The following is an 18,908-nucleotide window of genomic DNA, read 5'->3' as shown; positions in this document are numbered from 1 at the left end:
CCCCGTCCGTTTGATTAAAGTGAGAGCGGTGACGGCCCAAGTGATAACGAAGCTCCGCTCGGACGCCCGTGACAACCGCGTGCGCATCCTCGCGGTCGCCCGCGCGGCCTTCGCCGCCGAGGGCCTCGACGTGCCGATCCGGGAGATCGCCCGGCGCGCGCAGGTGGGCGTCGCGACCGTCTACCGGCACTTCCCGACCAAGGAAGCGCTGTTCGCCGAGGCTTTCGCCGAGCCGATGGCCACCTGCTCGGCGGTCGTCGAGGAGGGGCTGAAGGCGGCCGACCCGTGGCGCGGGTTCTGCCTGGTGATCGAGAAGCTCATGGAGGTGCACGCCCTCGACCGGGGGTTCTCACGCGCGTTCACCTCGCGGCTTCCCGCGGCGGCCGACTACTTCACCGCGGATCGCGACCGGACGCTGCGCCTGCTGCTCGAGCTCATCCGGCGGGCGAGGAGGACGGGTGAGCTGCGGGCGGATTTCGTCCTGGAGGACCTCGTCGTGGCGCTGATGGCGAACGAGGGCATCCGCGCCGAGTCACCCGGGATGAGAGTCGCGGCCTCACGGCGCTTCGCCGCCTTGATGATCCAGTCGTTCCGGGCGAACCCCGTCGCTGCGCCGCTCCCGCCGGCCGTCCGGCTGCCGCTGTCCGCCCGCCGTTCGGCCGGATGATGGGCCGCGGCGTCTCTAACGGTCGGTGATGAGGGCGTCCAGGGCGGCCTGCTTGTCGGTTTCGGCGGGCAGGGCGTAGCGGCGGGTGGTGTCGAGCGAGCCGTGCCCGAGCAGCTCAGCGACCAGGATGGGGTCCTTGCCGTCGCGGATGAGCTGGGTGGCGAAGGTGTGGCGCAGGACGTGCGGGCTGAACGGCTCGGCCGGGTCGTCGCCCAGGCCGATGGCGTCGCCGAGACCGGTGATGATGTCGCGGGCGGCGCGGTCGCTCAGTCGGCCGCCGCGGTGGTTGAGGAACACCGCGGTCTGGGTGCTCGCCCCCTTCCAGCCGGCGCGGGTCCGCAGCCATTCGGTCAGGGCCTGGCACAGGTCCGGGTGGACGGGCAGCAGCCGCACCTTGCCGGCGTCGCGGCCCTGACCACGGATGCGCAGCTCCCCGTCCTGGGGCTGCTCACCCTCGCGGCCCTGCTCACCCTCGCGGCCCTGCTCACCCTCGCGGGGCGGGAGGCGTACGTCGGACAGGTCGAGGCCGACGACCTCGGAGATGCGCAGCCCGGCGAAGTAGGGCAGCAGGGCGACGGCCTTGTCCCGCGCGGGCGCGGTGCGCTGGACGTGCCGGACGTAGCGGCGGGCGCTGCGCGCGTCCAGGGCGTACGGGGCCGCGGGGCGGGCGTCGCGCTCGCGATCGGCCTGGGGCTTGCCGAGGCCGCGGCGGGCGTAGAAGTCGTCCAGGGCCGACAGGTAGGTGTCGATGGTGTTGGGGGCGCGGCGGTCGTCCTTGAGGTGACGGCGGAAGTCGCCGACCGCGCCGGTGGCCGCGGCCTGGTCGGCGAGCGGGTCGCCGTCCAGCGCGCCGGCGGCTGCCCGGCCGGCCAGCCAGGCCAGGTAACCGCGCAGCCGGGAGACGTACTTGGCCTTGGTGGAGTCGGCCAGCGGAGCGTGCTCGAGCACGGCGGAGTAGTCGGCCAGGACAGCGGCGTGCGAGGCGGGCAGTGGGACGGCCCGCGACCGGCGCTTGTCTCCGGAAGCCGCTCCGGCCGATTCCCTGGACTCTGAGGGCGCGTTTCCGGAAGTCACTCCACCAGTCTACTTCCGGAATTGAGCAATTCCGGAAGTCTTGGGGTAGGGTGAAGACACCGAGGACTTCTCGAGCGTTGGCATTCGGGTCTGCGTCGCCCCCGGCGAACCACCACCGGTCCTCTCCGAAGGGCCCGGACAGGTCAGGCGGCGATGACGCCGACGCTCGTTTCTCAGCGCTCCACACTCAACCCCGTCTCATCCGCAGTCACTCCGGCCGGCTCCGCGCTCCGGCTTGTTCTCGACCCGGCGCTGGACCGGCGGGCCGTGGTGGACGGCGCCTGGTGGCCCGGCTCTTCCGACGCGTCCGCCGAACTGGCCGGGCTCATCACCGCCGTGGACGAGCGGCTGGGCCGTACCACGCTGCGGGTCGGCGTCCACCGGGACGCCTGGGAGCACATCCCACGCCGCATCCCCGCACAGGGCCGCAATGTCCGCGTCGGCTGGTTCCGCCACGGGGATCCGCATGTGATCACTCTCATCCCCACCACCGGCGAGCCCGTCGTCCTGCTGATCGTCCCGCCGGGCACCGCCGCCGGCGCCGCCGAGGCCACGCTCCGGCTCGCCGCCCAGGACCTCGCCGGCCTGACCACCGACGACATCCTCACCCTGGCGAGCCTGCCGCCAGACCCCGCAGCCCGCGCGGCGACGGCCGGCAGCCCAGGGCCGGTCACCGGGCAGGAGGCAACCTCGTCCATCAGACCGCCGTCGGCTCGGGCATGACCACGTGCCGCCTGCCGGCCGGATTGAGCGGCTCAGGCATCGCCCGTTATGGCGGCGAGCCGCTCTCCGGCCGGCAGGCATCCCATCCCGTTTCAGCTTCTCCAGTGAGGAGACCTTCTATGAGTGTCGTCAACACCGTCCCATCGGGCGAGGCGACCACCACCGTCCCGCCCGGCAGGGCGACCACCGCGGCACGAACCGTCGTGCACCTGTCGGGGGACGTCGACATCTTCACCACGGCGCGGTTGCGCCGGCGGCTGATCAACACCCTGACCGCCAGCACCGGCCTGCTCGTCCTGGACCTGTCCCGCGTCACCTTCTGCGGCTCCGGCGGGCTGGGAGTGCTGATCGGCGTGCAATCACGGGCCAAGGCCCTGGGCATCACGCTGGCCCTGACCAGCCTTCCCCCGCACATGACCCGGCTGCTGCGCATCAGCGGCCTGGACCACCGCTTCCCGATCGTGGCGTGACCGGCGTTCCGGCCACCCGCCACGTCACCGGGGCAGGCTTGCTCTCTTCGGAGCGAGCCGGCCGTCGCCGTCTCGCGTGTCGTCCAGCACCTGGAGATAGTCGGCGAGCTTTCCGGCGGCGGTGAGCATGGCTCGCCCGCGGTCGGCGAGACGCCGTCGCCAGTCGTGCAGTGAGAGGGCCAGCGGCTCGGGGCCGCCGGCGCTGCGGACCTCGTGCATCACCGTGGCGATGTGCTCCAGGGGGTAGCCGCCACGCCTGAGCATGTGGGCGAGCTGGGCATCACGGACCTCCGTCGCGGTGTACTGGCGCTGCTTGGTACGCGGGTCGCGCGCAGGCAGCAGGATCCCGGTGCGCTCCCATTTCCGGAGGGTCGCCGGCGAGATGCCGAGCCGGTGGGCGAGATGTCCGATCGAGATGGGGCGGTCCGGCGGGTCGGCGGCCGGGGGGTGGGTGAGCGCGTCGACGGTGGCTTCGACGGCGTCGAGCGTTTCGCGGTCGCGGAGCAGCTGGGCATGGCTGCGGTCGATCGCGAGGAGTGCGGTGTCGAGGTCGCCGCGGTTGGCCGCGTGCATGATCTGCCCGCTGGTCGCGTAGCCGTGTGCGGGGATGAGGGCGAGGTAGGCCCGCAGGGCGTGAACGTGGACGGCCGAGTAGGTGCGGTAGCCGCTGGGCGTGCGTCCGGCGGGCGGGAGCATGCCGTCGCGCTCGTAGTTGCGTACCGCCTGGGTGGAGATCCCGTGCTCCCTGGCGAGGTGAACAGGACGGTAACACTCACCCTGGATTTGAAGGTTCACGCCCCGTTCCTCCTGTGTCCTACCTGGCAAGTTCATACCGGCCGGTCAAGGATACGGTAGAGGTCATCGGCTCTCGACGGCGGGCGCGGAGCCGGAGGCGATGCTCCACGGGATCTCCCCGCCGGTCGGCCGGTCGGGGTTGAGCGCCAGTTGCGCGCAGCGGCGGCCCTGGTCCCGCAGCGGGTTCGTGACGGACGTGATGCCGAGCCCCTGACCGGCCGGTGAGGCGTCCCAGCCGAGGTAGGCGGCCTCCGGACGGGTCTCCCGGAGGGCCTGGTGGGCGCCCAGGGCGAGTTCGTCGCTCATGGCGATGACGAGCGCATCGGGAGCGAGCCGGGCGGCGAGCTCTCGCGCCGCCTCGACGCCGTCCCGCCGGGTGTTGCGCGCCACGACGGCGACCGGCGTGCTCGCCCAGCTGAGCCCGGCCTCTTCGATGGCGGCACGGTAGCCGCGCAGACGGGCGTCGGTGACCGGAAACGGCACCCGCGACGGCAGATCCGCGCCGATCGTCACCATCTGCTCGCGGTTGCGGTCGAGCGGGAAAGAGATCACTACGGGTGTCCGGCCGTCACGGAGCCCGTGGGCGGCGATCGCGCGGGCGGCCCCGTAGTCGTCCTGGGTGACGCACGCGATCCCCTTGCGTGACGGGCCGCCCTGGATGGCCGCGGGGCGGGGGTCGCCGGCGACCGCCGCCAGCACCGGATCGTCGTCCGCGGTGGTCCACAGCACGAAGCCGTCGGCCGCCGCGGACAGCACGCGATCGGCGTCGTCGCCGTCGCCTCGCGTGGGGATGAACGTGAGGCCCTGGCCTTCCTCGACGCAGACCTCCGCGACCCCGGCCAGGAACTGTGCCGCCTGGGGATCGTCGAAGGCATAGGCCAGGTGCTCGCTGAAAACCACCCCGAGCTGACGCGTACGGCCGGATTTCAGCGCGCGGCCCACGGCGTCGGGGCGATAGCCCAGCTCGCCGGCCGCGCGGTGCACGCGATCACGGGTGGCGGCCGCGACCCGCGCGGGCCGGGTGAAGGCGTAGGAGGCGGTCATGGGCGACACTCCCGCACGGGCCGCCACATCCTTCAGCGTCACGCGTCTACGGCTGGTTGGCACGGGACCATCCTAGTTGTGTAGCGTTACACAAATGTCGACAGTGATCGCCCGCCCCGCCGGGATGCTTCGTGCGGCGCCTTTTCTCGGTTTCGCCGGATTCGGCGCCTTCTGGGGAGTGTGGGGTGCCACCCTCCCCCTGCTGCGGGCCCAGGCAGGGGTGAGCGATGCCGAGTTCGGCGTCGCGCTGCTCTTCGTGGCGGCCGGAGCCCTGCCCGCCATGCTGCTGACCGGGCGGCTGGTCGACGCGCTCGGGCTGCGGGTCGCCGGCGCGCTGCTCGCACTGCTGGGCGTCATGGGCGTCGTGGTGTCCGCCTCGGCAGACTACGCGGCGTTGTGCGCCGGAATGCTCCTGGTGGGCGCCGCCTCGGGCGCGGCCGATGTGGCGATCAACACGCTGGCGGCGACGGTCGAGAAGCGGACCGGACGGCCGGTCGTGGCGCGCTCGCACGCCGCGTTCTCCGCCATGGTCGCGGCCTCCAGCCTGGGCGCCGGCGTGCTCACCGGGATGATGGGCAGCGCAGGCGCCGGCGTGCTCGCCGGGATGACCAGCAGCGTGGGCGCCGGCGCGCTCGCCGGGATGACGGGCGGCCTGCGCGCTAGCTTCGCCGCGGGCGCCGTGATCACCGTGGCCCTCGGCCTGGCCGTCGTCGCCGCGACGCGCTCGGCCTCCGCCCAGCGCGCCGCCACGCCTGGGGGCAGGGACGCGCCGGCGCAGGCCGGTCATTTGTCGTGGCGGGTCGTCCTGCTCGTGATCGGCGCGGTCGGCGCGCTGGCGTTCGCGTCGGAGAACGCCTTCCAGTCCTGGAGTGCCGTCCTGCTGACCGACGCGTTCACCGCCGCGCCTCCGCTGGCCGCCCTCGCGCCGGCCGCGTTCGCCACGACAGCCGCGCTGGCCCGCCTCGCCGGCGCCGCGCTCACGATGCGCCACCCGATCGCCACGCTGGCCGGCGGCAGCGTGATCGCCACGGCCGGCGGCGTCCTGACGGCACTGGCACCCACGTTGCCGCTCGCGCTGGCGGGCATCGTCGCCGCCGCCGCAGGCACGTCGGTGCTCTTTCCCACCCTGCTGTCCTACGGCCTCCGACCGGTCCCCGACGAGTCACGGGGACGGGCCACGTCCGCCATCTCCACGGTCGCCTACCTCGGCTACCTCGCCGGCCCCGCGTACTTCGGCCTGCTCGCCGATGCCGCCGGTGTGCAGCGGGCGTTTCTCGGCATCGCGGTGCTGACCGCCGTGCTTCTGGTGACGATCCCGGGGCTGGCGGCGCTCAAGCGGGCCCGGACCTCCCGCCCTGGCGGCGAGACGCCGGAGGCGGGGCGCGGCGTCCGGCCGCGGGTCCGCAGGCCGTGACATCGCCTGCCGCGTGCCGGCTTCTCCGTGTACCAGCTTCCCCTGACCTGTGCCGGCTTCCCCTGACCTGTGCCGGCTTCCCCTGACGGGTGCCGGCTTCCCTGGCGGGTGCCGTTCCTGCCTGATGCCGGGCTCGAAGGCTGACCAGATGCCCGGCCCAGGCATTGCCGCCCACGAGGCCGTGGTGACCGCGCGGTCGTGGCCGGTGCTCGCCGCCGCTCAGCTCGCTCGCAAGCGGGGAGCCGCCTCCGACGGCCGACCAGGCGGGGCCGAGTCCTCCCTGAGGTGATTCCGATGGCCGGGCCGCTACGCCTTGACCTGCTGCTGGATCCGGATCATGTTCCCCGAGGGGTCGCGGTAGGCGCAGTCGCGCGGCCCCCAGGGCTGGTCGATAGGCTCCTGCAGGACCTCGCCGCCGGCGGCCCGTACCCGCTCGAAGGTCGCGTCGACGTCGTCGGTGCTGAAGACGAGCATCGGCAGGACACCCTTGGTGAGCAGCTCTTGCAGGGCGTCTCCGTCGGCCTGGGAACGGCCGGCGTGCGGCTCCGAGAGCACGAGCTCAAGGCCCGGCTGGGTCGGGCTCCCGAGCGTGACCCAGCGGAACCCGCCGGACGCGACGTCATTGCGCATTTCGAGGCCGAGCCCGTCGCAGTAGAAGGCGAGGGATTCGTCCAGGTCGTTGACGGTGATGTGGCAGTACTGGAGTGCGATGCTCATGTCGCCAACGTTAGGCGGCGGCGGAGCTGTCCGCTTCTCGTATCCTGCTCGGCGAGTTTCGCAGCGGGCGGGTGCACGCCTTCGCCACGCACGCGGGCATCGCCGCCACGGCACGGTGCTCCCGGCGGCGGTACGCGCTCGGCGTCTCCCCCACGAGCTCGGTGAACCGCGAGCTGAACGAGCCTAGCGAGGTACAGCCGACCGCCATGCACGCGTCGGTCACGCTCATGCCCCCGCGCAAAAGGGCCATCGCCCGCTCGATCCGGCGGGTCATGAGATAGCCGTACGGCGTCTCGCCGTAGGCCGCCCGGAACCGTCGTGAGAAGTGCGCCGGCGACATGAGCGCGCGGCGGGCCATCGTCGGCACGTCGAGCGGCCGAGCGTACTCCCGGTCGATCAGATCTCGCGCTCGGCGCAGGTGCGCGAGGTTGGCGAGCTCTTCCGGAGTCATGGGGCCGACGCTACCACAAACCCCACGAAACAGCCTTCTACCTGCATGAACGTGGATCAAGGCGGCGGGCCGCAATGACGGGTGCCGCAGGAGACTCTGGCTCTGGTCGTTTCGGTGCGTGTAACGTCGTTTCCGCTAAGCCGGAAAGATCGTCATCGTGGAAGGACGTACATGGGATCTCATCCGAACGGCTGGTGGATCGTCCTTCATCTGGTGCTGTTCGTCTTCTGGCTCGGCGGCGATCTGGGCGTGTTCTACTCCAGCAGGTACGTGCTGGATCCGGCCTTGAGCCCGCAGGCGCGGACCACCGCGTTGCGGATCATGAGCGGCCTCGATCTCGCGCCGAAGATCTGCCTGGTGCTCTTCCTGCCCAGCGGGGTCACGCTGATGGCGCTGGAGCCGCACGGGGCCGCGCTGTTCGGCGTGCAGTTGTTCCCGCTCTGGTCGGTGCTGCTGGTGTGGGCGTTCGCGCTCGGCTGGCTGGCGCTGACGGTGGCCGACCACCGCACCCACGGCCGGTTCCCGCTGGTGCGGCGGGCCGACTGGGCGATCAGGCTGACCCTGATCGCCGTGATCGCCGGCTCCGCGCTCTACACGCTCCTCGCCGATCGTCCCTTCGGCGTCGAGACCAACCCGCGCTGGCTGGGCGCCAAGCTGGCGCTGTACGCCCTGGCCATCGCGGCGGGGCTGGGCATCCGGCTCAAGCTGCGCGCCTTCGGCCCGGCCTTCGGCGCGCTCGGCGCGTCAGGCTCCACCCCGGAGGTGGAGCGTATGCTGCGCGGCTCCGTGAACGGCTGCCTGCCGTACGTCTGGACGATCTGGGGCAGCGTGCTGGCCGCGGCCGTGCTGGGGGTGCTCAAACCGGGGGCGACGCTGTAGCGAGCGGCCGGAACGAGCCAGCGGGAGATCGCGCCCGAGCGCCGGCATGCGTCTCCGTCGATCGGCGGACGTGGATCGGCGGAGGTGGGGCGGCGGGCGCGGAGCGGCGGACATCGGGCAGCGGACGTGGAGCAGCGGACGTGGAGCAGCGGGACATGGGGCGGGGGCCGGTCGACCGGCTGCTGCCGTTGTCCCGCGGGTGACTGGGTGCCGAGCCCTCAGGCGAAGGCGCTGAACGTGGCCTCGGGGCGGTCGCGCTTGGCGTACAGGTCCCAGGCGGCGTCGGCGATCGCGTCCGGGTCGAGGGACCTGCTTCCCACGTCCCCGAACCGCTCGGGCTGCGAGGTCACCAGCTGGTAGATGTCTCCTCGCTCGACCAGTCCACCGATGATCAGGCTCCCGGCGTAGACGCCCTGCCCGGCCAGCGCCGCGTTGAGCGTCAGGGCGTAGTTGCGCAGCGCCGCCGAGGAGAGCGCCAGGCTGCCGAGTGCGGGCATCGGCATGACGGCGCTCAGCCCGCCGGCGAACAGCAACCCGCCCTCCCCTCTCTCCACCATGCCGGGCAGCACCTTGCCGACCACGTCGATCGCCGGGTAGAGCACGTCCATCGCCTCCCGGGCGTCCGCAGAGGTGGTCTCGGTGATCGACCGGCGCGGGGCGTCCAGGTCGGCGGCCCCCGGACCGTAATAGAGGACGTCGATCGTCCCGAACCGCTCGGCGATCGCGTCCAGCGCGGAGAGCACCCGGTCACGGTCGCGTACGTCGGCGGCGAAGGCCGCGGCCTCGATCCCCGCCTCGGCCAGCGACGCCACATATCCGGCATGCCGGGCATCCGTACGGGAGATCAGCGCCACGGCGTACCCCTCACCCCCGAACCGGTGCGCGACGGACATGCCGAGCCCGGGCCCGGCACCGATGACGACGGCGGTCTTGCGTGCTGCTGAGGACATGACAGTGCCTTTCGACGACAGCTAAATCGAGGGTTACCTCAACTTCTGTCGTGACCGTACCATGAAACTGAGGGAGCCCTCGACTTCGTATGATGAGAGGCATGGCAGCCGAAACGAAACCGCTGCGGTCGGATGCCGCACGTAACCGCGACAAACTGCTGGTCGCGGCCACCCAGGTCCTCGCCGAGCGCGGCCTCGACGCGCCGCTGGAGCACATCGCCCGCCGTGCCGGGGTCAGCATCGGCACCCTCTACAACCACTTCCCCACCCGCGAGGCGCTCCTCGGCGCGATCCTCCCCCAGCGGCTGGCCGCCCTGAACGAGATCACCGCGGCGGCCCTCGCCGACCCCGACCCCTGGGCCGGATTCACCGGCTTCCTCGAAGGGCTCTTCACCCTGCAGGCGGAGGACCACAGCCTCAACGACGCGCTGGCCCAGAGCTTCTCCCTGACCACCGACGTGAGCCAGGCGTGTCACCGGGGCTTTCTCGACGCCGAACGCATCATCGAGCGGGCCAAGGCCGGCGGTCGGCTACGCCCCGACTTCGGGCCCCAGGACCTGGTCACGCTGGTCTGGGCGATGTCCCAGGTCATCAGGGAGTCCATGGAGACCGCTCCGGGCACGTGGCGCCGCCACCTGTCCTTCTGCCTCGACGGCCTGCGCGCCGAAGCGGCCCATCCCCTCCCGGAGGAGCCGGCCCGCTAGGCACGGGCCGGAGGTGTGACCGGCTTCGGGAACGGGGCTTGAACCTGCGCACCGCCCGCACCGACCCGACCCCGACCCGGCCCCGGCCCGGTGGTGCTGCTGGGGGATCTCCGCGACGCGGCCATCCGGCTCGTCCATGCTGAGCGGTGACCACGACTGGCGACCGAGCCGGGCAGACGGGCGAGCGGTGGCTACAGGCGATGGGCCCACCTGAGCCGGCAGATGAGCGGCGGCTACGGGTGGTGGCCGAGTTGGGCGGACAGGCGGGCGGCCGATTCGAGGAGTGGCTGGGCCGCTTCCTGCAGGTGCGGTTTGAAACGGGCGCCGGGCCCGGCGACGCTCAGGGCCGCGATCACCAGGCCGTCGTGGTCGAAGATCGGCGCGGCCACGGAGGCCGCGCCCTCCTGGCGCTCGCCCAGCGAGGTGGCGTAGCCCCGGCGCCTGATGGACGCCAGCTCGGCGCGCAGCTTGTCAGGGTCGGTGATGGTCTTGGAGGTGAGGGCCTCGAGCTGGTGCCTGACCATGTAGCCCTCGATCTCCTCCTCCCGGAGGAACGCGAGGATCGCCTTGGAGGAGCTGCCCGCGTGCAACGGGTAGGGGATGCCGAGCGAGACCTCCATGCGCAGCTCCTGGGCGGGCACGACCTGGTCCACGTAGAGGCGCGTGTCGCCGCGCCGTACGGACAGGGTGGCCGTCTCCGCCGTGCTCACGGACAGGCGGCGCAGCTCGGAGCCCGCCATGGCGCGCAGGTCGGTGCGGGCCATGTAGGCGCGGCCGAGCGCGATGGCGGCGTGCCCGAGGGAGTAGCGCCTGGTGACGGGGTCGAGCGCGATCAGCTCGCGGCTGCGCAGTGCCGTGAGGATGCGGTGGACGGCCGCCTTCGTCAGGTCCAGCTCCGTGGCGATCTCGGTGACGCCCAGGTCGGCGCGGCTGCTGCGGCCGAACAGGAGCAACACGTCCATCGCCCGCTCCACCGAGGCGATGGACCTGCTCTGGTTCTCGATCTCGACTTGAGCGTTCACACGCCCAGTGTATTTCGGTGAGGGAAACAGCGTCACATTGACACAAAAGAACAGGTTCGTTACCTTCAGCGTTACAGCGTTTCCTCTGTTGAAACAGCGAGGAGCAGTGGCGACTGACGGCGAGGCCTTTCGCGCGGTCCTGGCACAGTGGCCGAGCGGCGTGGTGATCGTGACCACCGGGGCCGGCGGCCACTGGCACGGCATGACGGCGAGCGCCTTCTCCAGCGTGAGCCTGGACCCGCCGATGGTGCTGGTCTGCCTGGCGCGGGGCACCAGGACGCACAACCTCGTGGCGGAGAGCGGCTCGTTCGCGGTGAGCATCCTCGGCAAGGACCAGGCGGCGCTCGGCCGGCGCTTCGCCGGGCCGGACGCGGACCGGTTCTCCGGGGCGCGCTGGCAGGCGGGGCAGACCGGGTCGCCCGTGCTGGCGGACTCCGTCGGGTGGCTGGACTGCCGGGTCGCGCACGCGTACCCGGGTGGTGATCACACGATCTTCGTCGGCGAGGTGCTCGCCGCCGCGACGCCGCGGCGGGTGGCGCCCGTGCTGTTCCATTCACGGGCCTGGAGCCAGCTCGCCGACCCGCTGCCCGACCGGATCGCCGTCGCGGACACGGGGCTCCTCGCCGTCCTGCGTGCCCGGGGCTACAGCGGCCCGCGCCTGGCCGGGATCGCGCGGATGCTGCGCGCGGCGGGCACCAGGGTGCGGCTCTTCGACCTGTACGGCGACGCGCCCCCGCCCGAGGACCTCTCCCCGGCCACCGCCTCCGCCCTGATCACCCGGCCCGAGCAGGTCCCGGCCGTGGCCGCCGCCGGAGCCGGCGTGGTGGAGTTCCGAGCCGACGAGCACGGCCCGAGCCCGGAGGCGACGCGAACCGCCGGAGCCGGCGAGCACGGTCCGATCCTGGAGGCGGCGCAGCGGGCCGGGCTGGCGACGGTCGCGAACGTGCCCGACGCCTTCGCCCCCGGCCGCGAGCACCGGGTCGTGGCGAAGGTCGCCCGCCTGGCGGCGCTCGGCTGTGACGAGATCGCCCTGGAGGAGGGCGGGTCCGCGGCCACCCCGCTCCGGGTCCGGCGCCTCATCCAGGAGGCCGCCGCCGTGTCGGGGAGAGCCGCGCTCCGCGTCGGGCTGCGCGAGCGGCACGGCATCGGCCTGGTCAACGCGCTGGTCGCGATGAAGAGCGGGGTGTGGCGGTTCGACACCACGCTCGGCGGCGTGGATGGCGCGCTGCCCGCCGAAGACGTCCTGTTCCTGGCCGGGGAGCTGGAGGTGGCCAGCGCCGTGGACCGGGCCGCCCTGGTCGCCGGCGCGGCCGAGCTGGAGCGTTCCTGGGGCTCGGTGCTGCCGGGCCGGACCTATCGATTCACCAACTGAGCACACTGAAGGCTGCCGAAGGGGCAAACGTGACCGACAGGCTGACGGGTGAACGGCTCGTCGACGACATGACCACGGCCGAACGCGCCCGGGCGGAGCGCGTCGAGTCCGTGCTTCCCGCGCTGCGCGCCGCCGCCGCCAAGGCCGACGAGGAGGCCCGCTTCCCCATCGAGCACGTGGCGCTGCTGCGGGAGGCGGGGCTGCTCGGGCTGGTGGTGCCGCAGGAGTACGGCGGGCTCGGCGGGACGCTGCGCGACCTGGCGGCGGCCACGTTCGCGATGGGCACCGCCTGCCCATCCACCGCGCTGGCCTATTTCTTCCACAACACCAGCGCCTCGCGCGGGCTGCTCCCCCTGGAGGCCGTCGAGGCGGGGCTGTTCACCGACGAGGAGATCCCGGTCGTGCGGGCCTTCGCCGAGAAGGTGCTCACCAGGATGGCCTCGGGGGTGTGGCTGGCCAACTTCGCCTCCGAGTCGGTCAAGAGCTCCAGCGCCAACATCACCATCGCCACCACGGCCCGCCGCACCGCGGGCGGGTGGGTGCTCGACGGCGAGAAGTCATTCGGCTGCGCGACCGGCGTGGCCGACTACTACCTGACCACGGCCAAGCTCGAAGGGCACGACACCGCCGACGGGCTCGTGACGTTCTTCGTGCCGCGCGAGGCCCCGGGCGTGTCCGTCCGCGCGCCGTGGGACGGTCTCGGGATGCGCGCCACCGCCAACAACGGCATCCGGCTGGAGGAGGTCTTCATCCCGGAGGAGGAGGCGCTGACCATCCCGGGGGCGTTCACCCGGATGCTCCGGATGAGCCGCGGCAGCTTCGTCGGCAACCAGCTCGCCATCGCCGCCGTCTACACCGGCTGCGCGCAGAACGTCTTCGATGTCGTGATCGAGCAGCTCACCAGGAAGACCTTCGCCGACACCGGGCGGCCGATCGCCTCCTCCCCCGTGCACCAGCAGCTCATCGGGGACATGACGGTGCAGCTGGAGACCGCGTACCTGTGGCTGCGCAGGCAGCTGCTGCTGGAGACCTCGCAGCCGCCGCTGCGTCCCAAGGACGAGGTGTTCCGCCAGTGGCGGCTCGGCAAGGGATCGGTGACGGAGTCCTGCTTCCAGGTGGTGCTGAGCGCGTTCAAGGCGTCGGGCACGTCCGGCGCGATGATGGGCGGCGTCGTCGGGCGGGCGCTGCGGGACCTGGCGATGGGCCTGGTGATGACCTTCCCGGCCGAGCGCGGCAGGCTGGAGGCCGCCCAGCTCGTCACCCAGGCCAAGGAGAACGAGCTGTTCGCCGTGGCGGAGCGGGCATGACCCCCGGGATCCCGCCGGCCCGCGACCTGGTCGACGGGACGTGGGGCGACTGCGGGGACGACCTCGGGTTCGACCTGGAGGACCCGGCCACCGGCGAGCCGCGGGGCAGGGCGCTCGGCTCGTCTCCAGCGCGCATCGAGGCGGCGCTGGCCGCGGCCGACCGGGTGGCCCCCGCGTGGGCCGCCACCCCTGCGCCGCGCCGCGCCGCGTTGCTGGAGGAGGCGGCGCAGGCGCTGGCCGATCGGGTCGGGGAGATCGTCCGCCTGGAGTCGTTCGCTACCGGGGTGCCGATCCGGCAGGCCGCCCCCCTGGGCGTGATCGTCCACGGGGCGTTCGCGCTCGCCGCCGGTCAGGTGCGCGAGGGGCTGCTCCTGTCGGTCAGGGACGCGGTCGAGGTGCACCGGCTGCCCTGGGGGCCCGCGCTCTGCCTGGTGCCGTGGAACGCGCCCGCGCCGATGGCCGCGCACAAGGCCGCCAGCGCGCTCGCGGCGGGCTGCCCGGTGATCGTCAAGGTGAGCGAGTACGCCCCGCACGGCACCCAGGTGCTCGCCGAGGTGCTGCACGAGGTGCTGCCGCCGGGCGTCTTCCAGCTCGTCCACGGCGGTCCGCGCACCGGCGCGCTGCTCGCCGAGGACCCCAGGATCCGCGCGGTGTCGTTCACCGGCGGCCTCGCGGGCGGCAGGTCCGTGGCCCTGGCCTGCGCGGCGGGCCTGCGTCCCGCCCAGCTGGAGCTCGGCGGCAACAATCCGCTGGTCATCATGCCCGACGCGGGGACCGGGGCCGCCGCCGGCGCCGCCGCCGAGCTGCTCACCACGCTCAACGGGCAGTGGTGCCGGGCGCTGGGCCGGCTCGTCGTGCCGCGTGCGCGGCTCGGCGAGCTGCTGGAGGCCACCGGGGAACGGCTTGCCGCGCTGCGCGCGGGTGATCCGCTCGCGGACGAGACGGAGTTCGGGCCGCTCGTCCACTCCGCCCACCTGCGCCGGGTCAGGGACGCGGTCGCCGGGGCCGGCGGGCAGGCGACGACGTATGGCGACATGCCGGACAAGGGGAATTTCCTGGCGCCGACGCTGATCACCGGGGCCGACCTGGCCGACGAGATCTTCGGGCCGGTGGCCGCCGTCGTGCCGTACGACACGGTGGAGGAGGCGCTGACGCTGGCCAACGCGACACCGTACGGGCTGGAGGGGTATGTGGTCGGTGGCGATGAGGAGCGGGCGCTCGCGCTCGCCCGGCGGATCAGGGCCGGCGAGGTGAAGGTCAACGGCTCCAGCGTGATGAGCCTGCATCTGTTCGCGCCGCGACCGGCGTGGGGGCTGTCGGGCCTGGGCGAGGAGGGCACGGCGGAGACCATCCTGTTCTTCACCGGGGCGCGGGTGGTCGGTGTCCAGGAGGCTCCGTGAGCGGGCGCGTGCTGGTGGCGGGGGCCGGGCCCGTGGGGCTGGCCGCGGCGCTCACGCTGGCGCGCGGCGGCGTCCCGGTCACCGTGCTGGAGGCCGGGATCGGGCTGGCCGCCGAGTCGCGGGCCTCGACCTTCCATCCGCCGACGCTGGAGATGCTGGCCGCGCTCGGGGTGCTCGACGACCTCATGGCGCTCGGCCTGACCGCCTCGACCTTCCAGTACCGCGACCGCCGCGGCGGCCCGATCGCCACGCTGGACCTGCGGGTGCTGTCCGGCGACACCCCCTATCCCTTCCGGGTGCAGTGCGAGCAGAGCAAGCTCACCCCGATCCTGCACGAGCGCGTCCTGCGGCACGGCGGCGAGGTGCTGTTCGGGCAGGAGATCGCGGACGTCTCGCCGCACGCGGGCGGCGTGCTGGCGACGACCGTGCGCGGCGAGCGTTTCACGGGTGACTGGCTGATCGGCGCCGACGGGGCCCACTCCGCGGTACGCCGCTCGCTCGGCATCCCGTTCGAGGGCATCACCTACCCGGAGCGTTTCCTGGTCGCCTCCGTCCACGAGGACCTGGAGGCCCTGCTGCCGGGGATCGCGCCGATCAACTATGTCTTCGATCCGGAGGAGTGGCTGGTCCTGCTGCGTACCCCCGACCATTGGCGGGTGCTGCTGCCCACCCCCGACGGCACCACCGACGAGGAGGAGCTGGCCGCACTGCCGGGACGGCTGCGCGCGGTCGCCGATCCCGGCCGCGACTGGGAGGTGGCGCACGCCTCGCTCTACCGCGTCCACCAGCGGGTGGCCGCCCGCTTCCTCGACGGCCGGGTGCTGCTGGCGGGAGACGCGGCGCACGTGAACAACCCGCTCGGCGGGCTCGGCATGAACAGCGGCATCCACGACGCGGTCCTGATGGCCACGGCCCTGGCGAGCGGGAGCCCGCCCGGCGCGGTGGCCGCGCGGCGGCGGGAGGTGGCGCTCGGTCACGTCCAGGCGATCAGCCACGGGAACTGGGAGCGGATGCGCTCCCCCGGCCGCGCCTCCGGCCGGCACGACGAGCTGCGGGCGCTGGCGGCCGATCCGGGGGCGGCCAGGACGTACCTGCTGCGGGCCTGCCTGATCTCCTCGCTGCGGGAAACGGGGTGATCGCCAAGGAGAACCCGGCCCGGATCACCGAGCTGGTCGGCAGCGTGCCCGTCGCCGGCGCCTCCGGGGTGGACGCGGCGGTCAGGCGGGCGGAGGCCGCGCGCCGCGACTGGGCGGCGGGCCCGCTCGCCGCGCGGATCGCCGCGCTGCGGGACGGCGCCGCCGCGATCGCCCCCCGGCTTGACGAGCTGGCCGTCCTGCTGGCCAGGGAGTCGGGCAAGCCGCTGGCCGACTGCCGGGGCGAGATCGGCTTCGCGCTGGCCTACCTGCGGTGGGTGTGCGAGCACGCGCCCGGGGTGCTCGCCGTCTCCGACGTCGCGGACGGCTCGGGCCGGCTGGTGACGCGGCGCAGGCCGTACGGCGTCGTGGCGTGCGTGACCCCATGGAACGCCCCGGTCATCCTGGCCATGACCAAGCTCGCCCCCGCCCTGGCCGCGGGCAACACGGCAGTGGTCAAGCCGTCGCCCCTCGCCCCGCTGACGGTGAGCGAGATCGCCGCGGCGCTGCCCCACGTCGAGATCGTGCACGGCGGCGCGGAGACCGGGCAGGCGCTCGTCACCCACCCGCTGGTCCGCAAGGTCGCCTTCACCGGCGGTGACGCGGCGGGCCGGGCGATCGGCGCCGCGGCCGGCTCGATGCTCACGCCCTCGGTGATGGAGCTGGGCGGCAACGATCCCGCCCTGCTGCTGCCCGATTTCGCGCTGACGCCGGAGGACTACGAGCGCCTGGTCATGGCCACGTTCGCGACCAGCGGGCAGGTGTGCATGGCGGCCAAGCGCCTGTACGTCCCCCGCCGCCGGGCCGCGGAGTTCGCGGCGGCCTACGTCGCGGCGGCCGAGCGGATCCTGCTGGTGGGCGACCCGCTCACCGCCGGGGTGAGCATGGGCCCCGTCATCTCCGCCCAGGCCGCCGACCGGATCAGGGAGCTGGTGGGCCAGGACGGCACGGCGGTGCCGCTGGGCCGGGCCACCGGCGACCTCGGCGCCGGCTATTTCGTGACCCCCGCGCTGGTGACCGGGCTGCCGGACAGCGCCGCCCTGGTCACCGCGGAACAGTTCGGCCCCGCCGTGCCCCTGCTCGAGTACGACACCGAGGAGGAGGCCCTGGCCAGGGCCAACGCGAGCGAGCTCGGCCTGGCCGCGTCGGTCTGGTCGGCCGACGAGGAGCGCGCCTTCGCCGTGGCCGGACGGCTTGAGGCGGGGTTCGTCTTCGTCAACACCCACAATCGCACCGGCATGTCGCCACGCGCCCCCTTCGGCGGGGTCAAGCGCAGCGGCTACGGCCGCGAGTACGGCGAGGAAGGCCTCCTGGAGTACGTCCAGACCACGGTCGCGCACGCCCCCGCGGCCTTCCGCCCGGGCGGATCCGGCATGGCCGCCGGCGCTTACCCGGAGCTCTGACCCCCTCTGAGCTGCGCGGTGTCAGACACCCATTGACTTCGTTTGGAAACGCCGTTTCCTTATATGAAACAGCGTTCCGAGGAGGGAACCTTGGGCATCAGAAGCCTGCTGGCCGCGTTGATCCTGACGCCGGCCCTGCTGCACACCCCCGCGCACGCCCAGTCCGTGACCAGAGTCGAGAACACGGTGGAGATCGGCTGCGCCTTCACCACGCTCCGCCAGGGCAGCGACTGGTACTTCCCCTCCGGCACCCCCAAGGCCCTGCTGTGGTTACAGCACGGCTTCGCCGGGACCAACGACGGCATGGCCGACACCGCGCAGCGCTTCGCGGCCCAGGGGTTCCTGGTGTTCGCGCCGACGCTGCCCTCGGCCCACATCTACGGCTGCACGCTGCAGAACCTCGGGAACAACACCGACTTCCTGCGCAACGTGGCCGCCCTGTTCGGCAACTCGGCCGACCCGGGCGCGGGCCTCGGCCGGAGCTTCGCCGACGCCAGGACCAAGGCCGGCCGGGCGGGCCTCGCGCTGCCCTCCGCCCTCGTCTTCGCCGGCCACTCCGCGGGCGGCGAGGCGGTGCCGTACGTGACCGAGCAGCTCCACGCCGGCTATCCGGCCGCCTTCTCCCGGGTGCGCGGGCTCGTCCTGTTCGATCCCGTGAAGTCCGTCATCGGCGACAACCTCGGCGGCTCGCTCGGCCCGCTCGCCACCACGGGCCTGCCGATCCTGGCGATCTCCTCGCCGCCGTACCTGTGCAACAGCAACGCGAGCGGCACCGTAGAGCTCGTCGACCGGCTGGCCCGGCCCTTCCTGGGCGTGCGGCTGACCACCGGATCCCACATCGACGTCGAGGGCGCGAGCGCGCCCGCCGTGGAACGCCTGGCCTGCGGCACGCCCCAGGCCAAGAACGTCTCCGCGCTGCAGACCCTGGCGACGGGCTGGGCCTCCGACTTCGTCACCGGATCCGTCACGCCGGGCCTCTACCCGGGCGGCGCCTACTACGAGGGGCTCCGCTCGGCGGGCACCGTTCAGCCGCTGATCTCGTAGTCGACGGTCTCGTAGTCGACGACCGCGCGCGCGGCTATCCGGGGGCGCAGCCAGGCCGCCGCCTCCAGGTGCGCCGGGTGCTCCTGGTAGCCGCGCAACCCCTCGGGCGAGTCGTGCACGGTGGTCATGCACAGGTCGTACGAGACCGGCGACCCGACCACGTCCAGGCCGACCGTCAGCTCCCTGATCTGCTCGACCCGCCCTCTCAGCCCTTCGAGCAGGTCCTTGGCCTTGGCCGCGTCGTCGCGGTCGGCGAACTTCATCAGCACCACGTGGGTCAGCACGGGCCGCCTCCTCTGGACATTCACGTGTGGTTCGCGAGATCCTACTTGTTGGAAA

General features: G+C 72.9%; 20 protein-coding genes. 12 read left to right on the top strand and 8 right to left on the bottom strand.

Translation table 11 applies throughout. The features are described from left to right. The first annotated feature begins 28 nt into the window (after positions 1 to 28). Positions 29 to 667: a TetR/AcrR family transcriptional regulator gene (locus ETD85_RS23880; RefSeq protein WP_240779358.1), complete on the top strand. Its 639-nt coding sequence runs from the start codon at positions 29 to 31 to the stop codon at positions 665 to 667. A gap of 15 nt (positions 668 to 682) precedes the next feature. Here ETD85_RS23880 and ETD85_RS23875 read toward each other — a convergent pair whose 3' ends face one another. Further along, positions 683 to 1,741 carry a tyrosine-type recombinase/integrase gene (locus ETD85_RS23875; protein WP_138692000.1) on the bottom strand — a complete coding sequence of 353 codons (1,059 nt, stop codon included), beginning with the start codon at positions 1,739 to 1,741 and terminating at the stop codon, positions 683 to 685. 153 nt (positions 1,742 to 1,894) lie between these two features. Here ETD85_RS23875 and ETD85_RS23870 point away from each other — a divergent pair, with 153 nt between their 5' ends. Together ETD85_RS23870 and ETD85_RS23865 are read left to right on the top strand one after the other, a co-directional pair. Then, the gene (locus ETD85_RS23870; protein WP_138691999.1) at positions 1,895 to 2,464 is read left to right on the top strand and encodes a DUF5994 family protein; all 570 of its coding nucleotides are present in this window, start codon (positions 1,895 to 1,897) and stop codon (positions 2,462 to 2,464) included. A 119-nt stretch (positions 2,465 to 2,583) separates the two neighbouring features. Continuing rightward, positions 2,584 to 2,934 (top strand): STAS domain-containing protein, encoded by a 351-nt coding sequence (locus ETD85_RS23865; RefSeq protein ID WP_138691998.1) that lies wholly within the window; start codon positions 2,584 to 2,586, stop codon positions 2,932 to 2,934. Between the two features lie 24 nt (positions 2,935 to 2,958). On the opposite strand, the gene ETD85_RS23860 is transcribed toward ETD85_RS23865, so the two are convergent. Beyond that, positions 2,959 to 3,729: a TioE family transcriptional regulator gene (locus ETD85_RS23860; protein WP_240779357.1), complete on the bottom strand. Its 771-nt coding sequence runs from the start codon at positions 3,727 to 3,729 to the stop codon at positions 2,959 to 2,961. A 63-nt stretch (positions 3,730 to 3,792) separates the two neighbouring features. Next, positions 3,793 to 4,815 carry a LacI family DNA-binding transcriptional regulator gene (locus ETD85_RS23855; protein WP_138691996.1) on the bottom strand — a complete coding sequence of 341 codons (1,023 nt, stop codon included), beginning with the start codon at positions 4,813 to 4,815 and terminating at the stop codon, positions 3,793 to 3,795. A gap of 52 nt (positions 4,816 to 4,867) precedes the next feature. Here ETD85_RS23855 and ETD85_RS23850 point away from each other — a divergent pair, with 52 nt between their 5' ends. Beyond that, positions 4,868 to 6,187 (top strand): MFS transporter, encoded by a 1,320-nt coding sequence (locus ETD85_RS23850; protein ID WP_138691995.1) that lies wholly within the window; start codon positions 4,868 to 4,870, stop codon positions 6,185 to 6,187. 306 nt (positions 6,188 to 6,493) lie between these two features. Here the strand turns inward: ETD85_RS23850 and ETD85_RS23845 are convergent, their stop codons facing one another. Next, a complete protein-coding gene (locus ETD85_RS23845; protein WP_138691994.1) occupies positions 6,494 to 6,904 on the bottom strand; it encodes a VOC family protein in 411 nt (136 codons plus the stop codon). 10 nt (positions 6,905 to 6,914) lie between these two features. Continuing rightward, on the bottom strand, positions 6,915 to 7,355 hold the full coding sequence (locus ETD85_RS23840; RefSeq protein ID WP_138691993.1) for a helix-turn-helix transcriptional regulator: 441 nt from the start codon (positions 7,353 to 7,355) through the stop codon (positions 6,915 to 6,917). 171 nt (positions 7,356 to 7,526) lie between these two features. Between ETD85_RS23840 and ETD85_RS23835 the strand changes: the two genes are divergently transcribed. Continuing rightward, positions 7,527 to 8,234 (top strand): hypothetical protein, encoded by a 708-nt coding sequence (locus ETD85_RS23835; protein WP_138691992.1) that lies wholly within the window; start codon positions 7,527 to 7,529, stop codon positions 8,232 to 8,234. A 218-nt stretch (positions 8,235 to 8,452) separates the two neighbouring features. Here the strand turns inward: ETD85_RS23835 and ETD85_RS23830 are convergent, their stop codons facing one another. Continuing rightward, the gene (locus ETD85_RS23830) at positions 8,453 to 9,184 is read right to left on the bottom strand and encodes an SDR family NAD(P)-dependent oxidoreductase (protein ID WP_138691991.1); all 732 of its coding nucleotides are present in this window, start codon (positions 9,182 to 9,184) and stop codon (positions 8,453 to 8,455) included. 101 nt (positions 9,185 to 9,285) lie between these two features. On the opposite strand from ETD85_RS23830, the gene ETD85_RS23825 reads away from it, so the two are divergent. Next, positions 9,286 to 9,888, top strand: coding sequence for a TetR/AcrR family transcriptional regulator (locus tag ETD85_RS23825; RefSeq protein ID WP_138691990.1), 603 nt, complete (start codon positions 9,286 to 9,288; stop codon positions 9,886 to 9,888). Between the two features lie 233 nt (positions 9,889 to 10,121). On the opposite strand, the gene ETD85_RS23820 is transcribed toward ETD85_RS23825, so the two are convergent. Further along, entirely contained in the window at positions 10,122 to 10,910 is a 789-nt protein-coding gene (locus ETD85_RS23820; protein ID WP_240779356.1) for an IclR family transcriptional regulator, read from the bottom strand. Positions 10,911 to 11,016: 106 nt separating this feature from the next. Here ETD85_RS23820 and ETD85_RS23815 point away from each other — a divergent pair, with 106 nt between their 5' ends. From ETD85_RS23815 to ETD85_RS23790, 6 genes are all read left to right on the top strand, one after another. Then, positions 11,017 to 12,282 carry a flavin reductase gene (locus ETD85_RS23815; RefSeq protein ID WP_170246806.1) on the top strand — a complete coding sequence of 422 codons (1,266 nt, stop codon included), beginning with the start codon at positions 11,017 to 11,019 and terminating at the stop codon, positions 12,280 to 12,282. Between the two features lie 29 nt (positions 12,283 to 12,311). Then, entirely contained in the window at positions 12,312 to 13,589 is a 1,278-nt protein-coding gene (locus ETD85_RS23810; RefSeq protein ID WP_138691988.1) for an acyl-CoA dehydrogenase family protein, read from the top strand. Further along, positions 13,586 to 14,989 carry an aldehyde dehydrogenase family protein gene (locus ETD85_RS23805; RefSeq protein WP_138691987.1) on the top strand — a complete coding sequence of 468 codons (1,404 nt, stop codon included), beginning with the start codon at positions 13,586 to 13,588 and terminating at the stop codon, positions 14,987 to 14,989. Before ETD85_RS23810 ends, ETD85_RS23805 begins: the two co-directional genes overlap by 4 nt. Then, positions 14,986 to 16,125, top strand: coding sequence for an FAD-dependent oxidoreductase (locus tag ETD85_RS23800; RefSeq protein WP_138691986.1), 1,140 nt, complete (start codon positions 14,986 to 14,988; stop codon positions 16,123 to 16,125). The genes ETD85_RS23805 and ETD85_RS23800 overlap by 4 nt, the downstream gene beginning before the upstream one ends. Further along, positions 16,122 to 17,525, top strand: coding sequence for an aldehyde dehydrogenase family protein (locus ETD85_RS23795; RefSeq protein ID WP_138691985.1), 1,404 nt, complete (start codon positions 16,122 to 16,124; stop codon positions 17,523 to 17,525). The genes ETD85_RS23800 and ETD85_RS23795 overlap by 4 nt, the downstream gene beginning before the upstream one ends. Before the next feature lie 90 nt (positions 17,526 to 17,615). Then, positions 17,616 to 18,569 carry an alpha/beta fold hydrolase gene (locus ETD85_RS23790; protein ID WP_206058496.1) on the top strand — a complete coding sequence of 318 codons (954 nt, stop codon included), beginning with the start codon at positions 17,616 to 17,618 and terminating at the stop codon, positions 18,567 to 18,569. Here ETD85_RS23790 and ETD85_RS23785 read toward each other — a convergent pair. After that, on the bottom strand, positions 18,551 to 18,853 hold the full coding sequence (locus tag ETD85_RS23785) for a Dabb family protein (RefSeq protein ID WP_138691983.1): 303 nt from the start codon (positions 18,851 to 18,853) through the stop codon (positions 18,551 to 18,553). The two genes, ETD85_RS23790 and ETD85_RS23785, sit on opposite strands and share 19 nt — an antisense overlap. Between the last annotated feature and the right edge of the window lie 55 nt (positions 18,854 to 18,908).

Origin of the sequence: Nonomuraea zeae (genome assembly GCF_005889725.1) — a bacterium.
Lineage (GTDB): Bacteria > Actinomycetota > Actinomycetes > Streptosporangiales > Streptosporangiaceae > Nonomuraea > Nonomuraea zeae.
This window is presented reverse-complemented; position numbering and strand designations above follow the sequence as displayed.

Bases quoted from the DNA above. Each gene is read 5' to 3' on its own strand.
- ETD85_RS23830 (WP_138691991.1), bottom strand. From the start codon at position 9,184: ATGTCCTCAGCAGCACGCAAGACCGCCGTCGTCATCGGTGCCGGGCCC.
- ETD85_RS23840 (WP_138691993.1), bottom strand. From the start codon at position 7,355: ATGACTCCGGAAGAGCTCGCCAACCTCGCGCACCTGCGCCGAGCGCGA.
- ETD85_RS23825 (WP_138691990.1), top strand. From the start codon at position 9,286: ATGGCAGCCGAAACGAAACCGCTGCGGTCGGATGCCGCACGTAACCGC.
- ETD85_RS23865 (WP_138691998.1), top strand. From the start codon at position 2,584: ATGAGTGTCGTCAACACCGTCCCATCGGGCGAGGCGACCACCACCGTC.
- ETD85_RS23845 (WP_138691994.1), bottom strand. From the start codon at position 6,904: ATGAGCATCGCACTCCAGTACTGCCACATCACCGTCAACGACCTGGAC.
- ETD85_RS23835 (WP_138691992.1), top strand. From the start codon at position 7,527: ATGGGATCTCATCCGAACGGCTGGTGGATCGTCCTTCATCTGGTGCTG.
- ETD85_RS23850 (WP_138691995.1), top strand. From the start codon at position 4,868: ATGTCGACAGTGATCGCCCGCCCCGCCGGGATGCTTCGTGCGGCGCCT.
- ETD85_RS23805 (WP_138691987.1), top strand. From the start codon at position 13,586: ATGACCCCCGGGATCCCGCCGGCCCGCGACCTGGTCGACGGGACGTGG.
- ETD85_RS23870 (WP_138691999.1), top strand. From the start codon at position 1,895: ATGACGCCGACGCTCGTTTCTCAGCGCTCCACACTCAACCCCGTCTCA.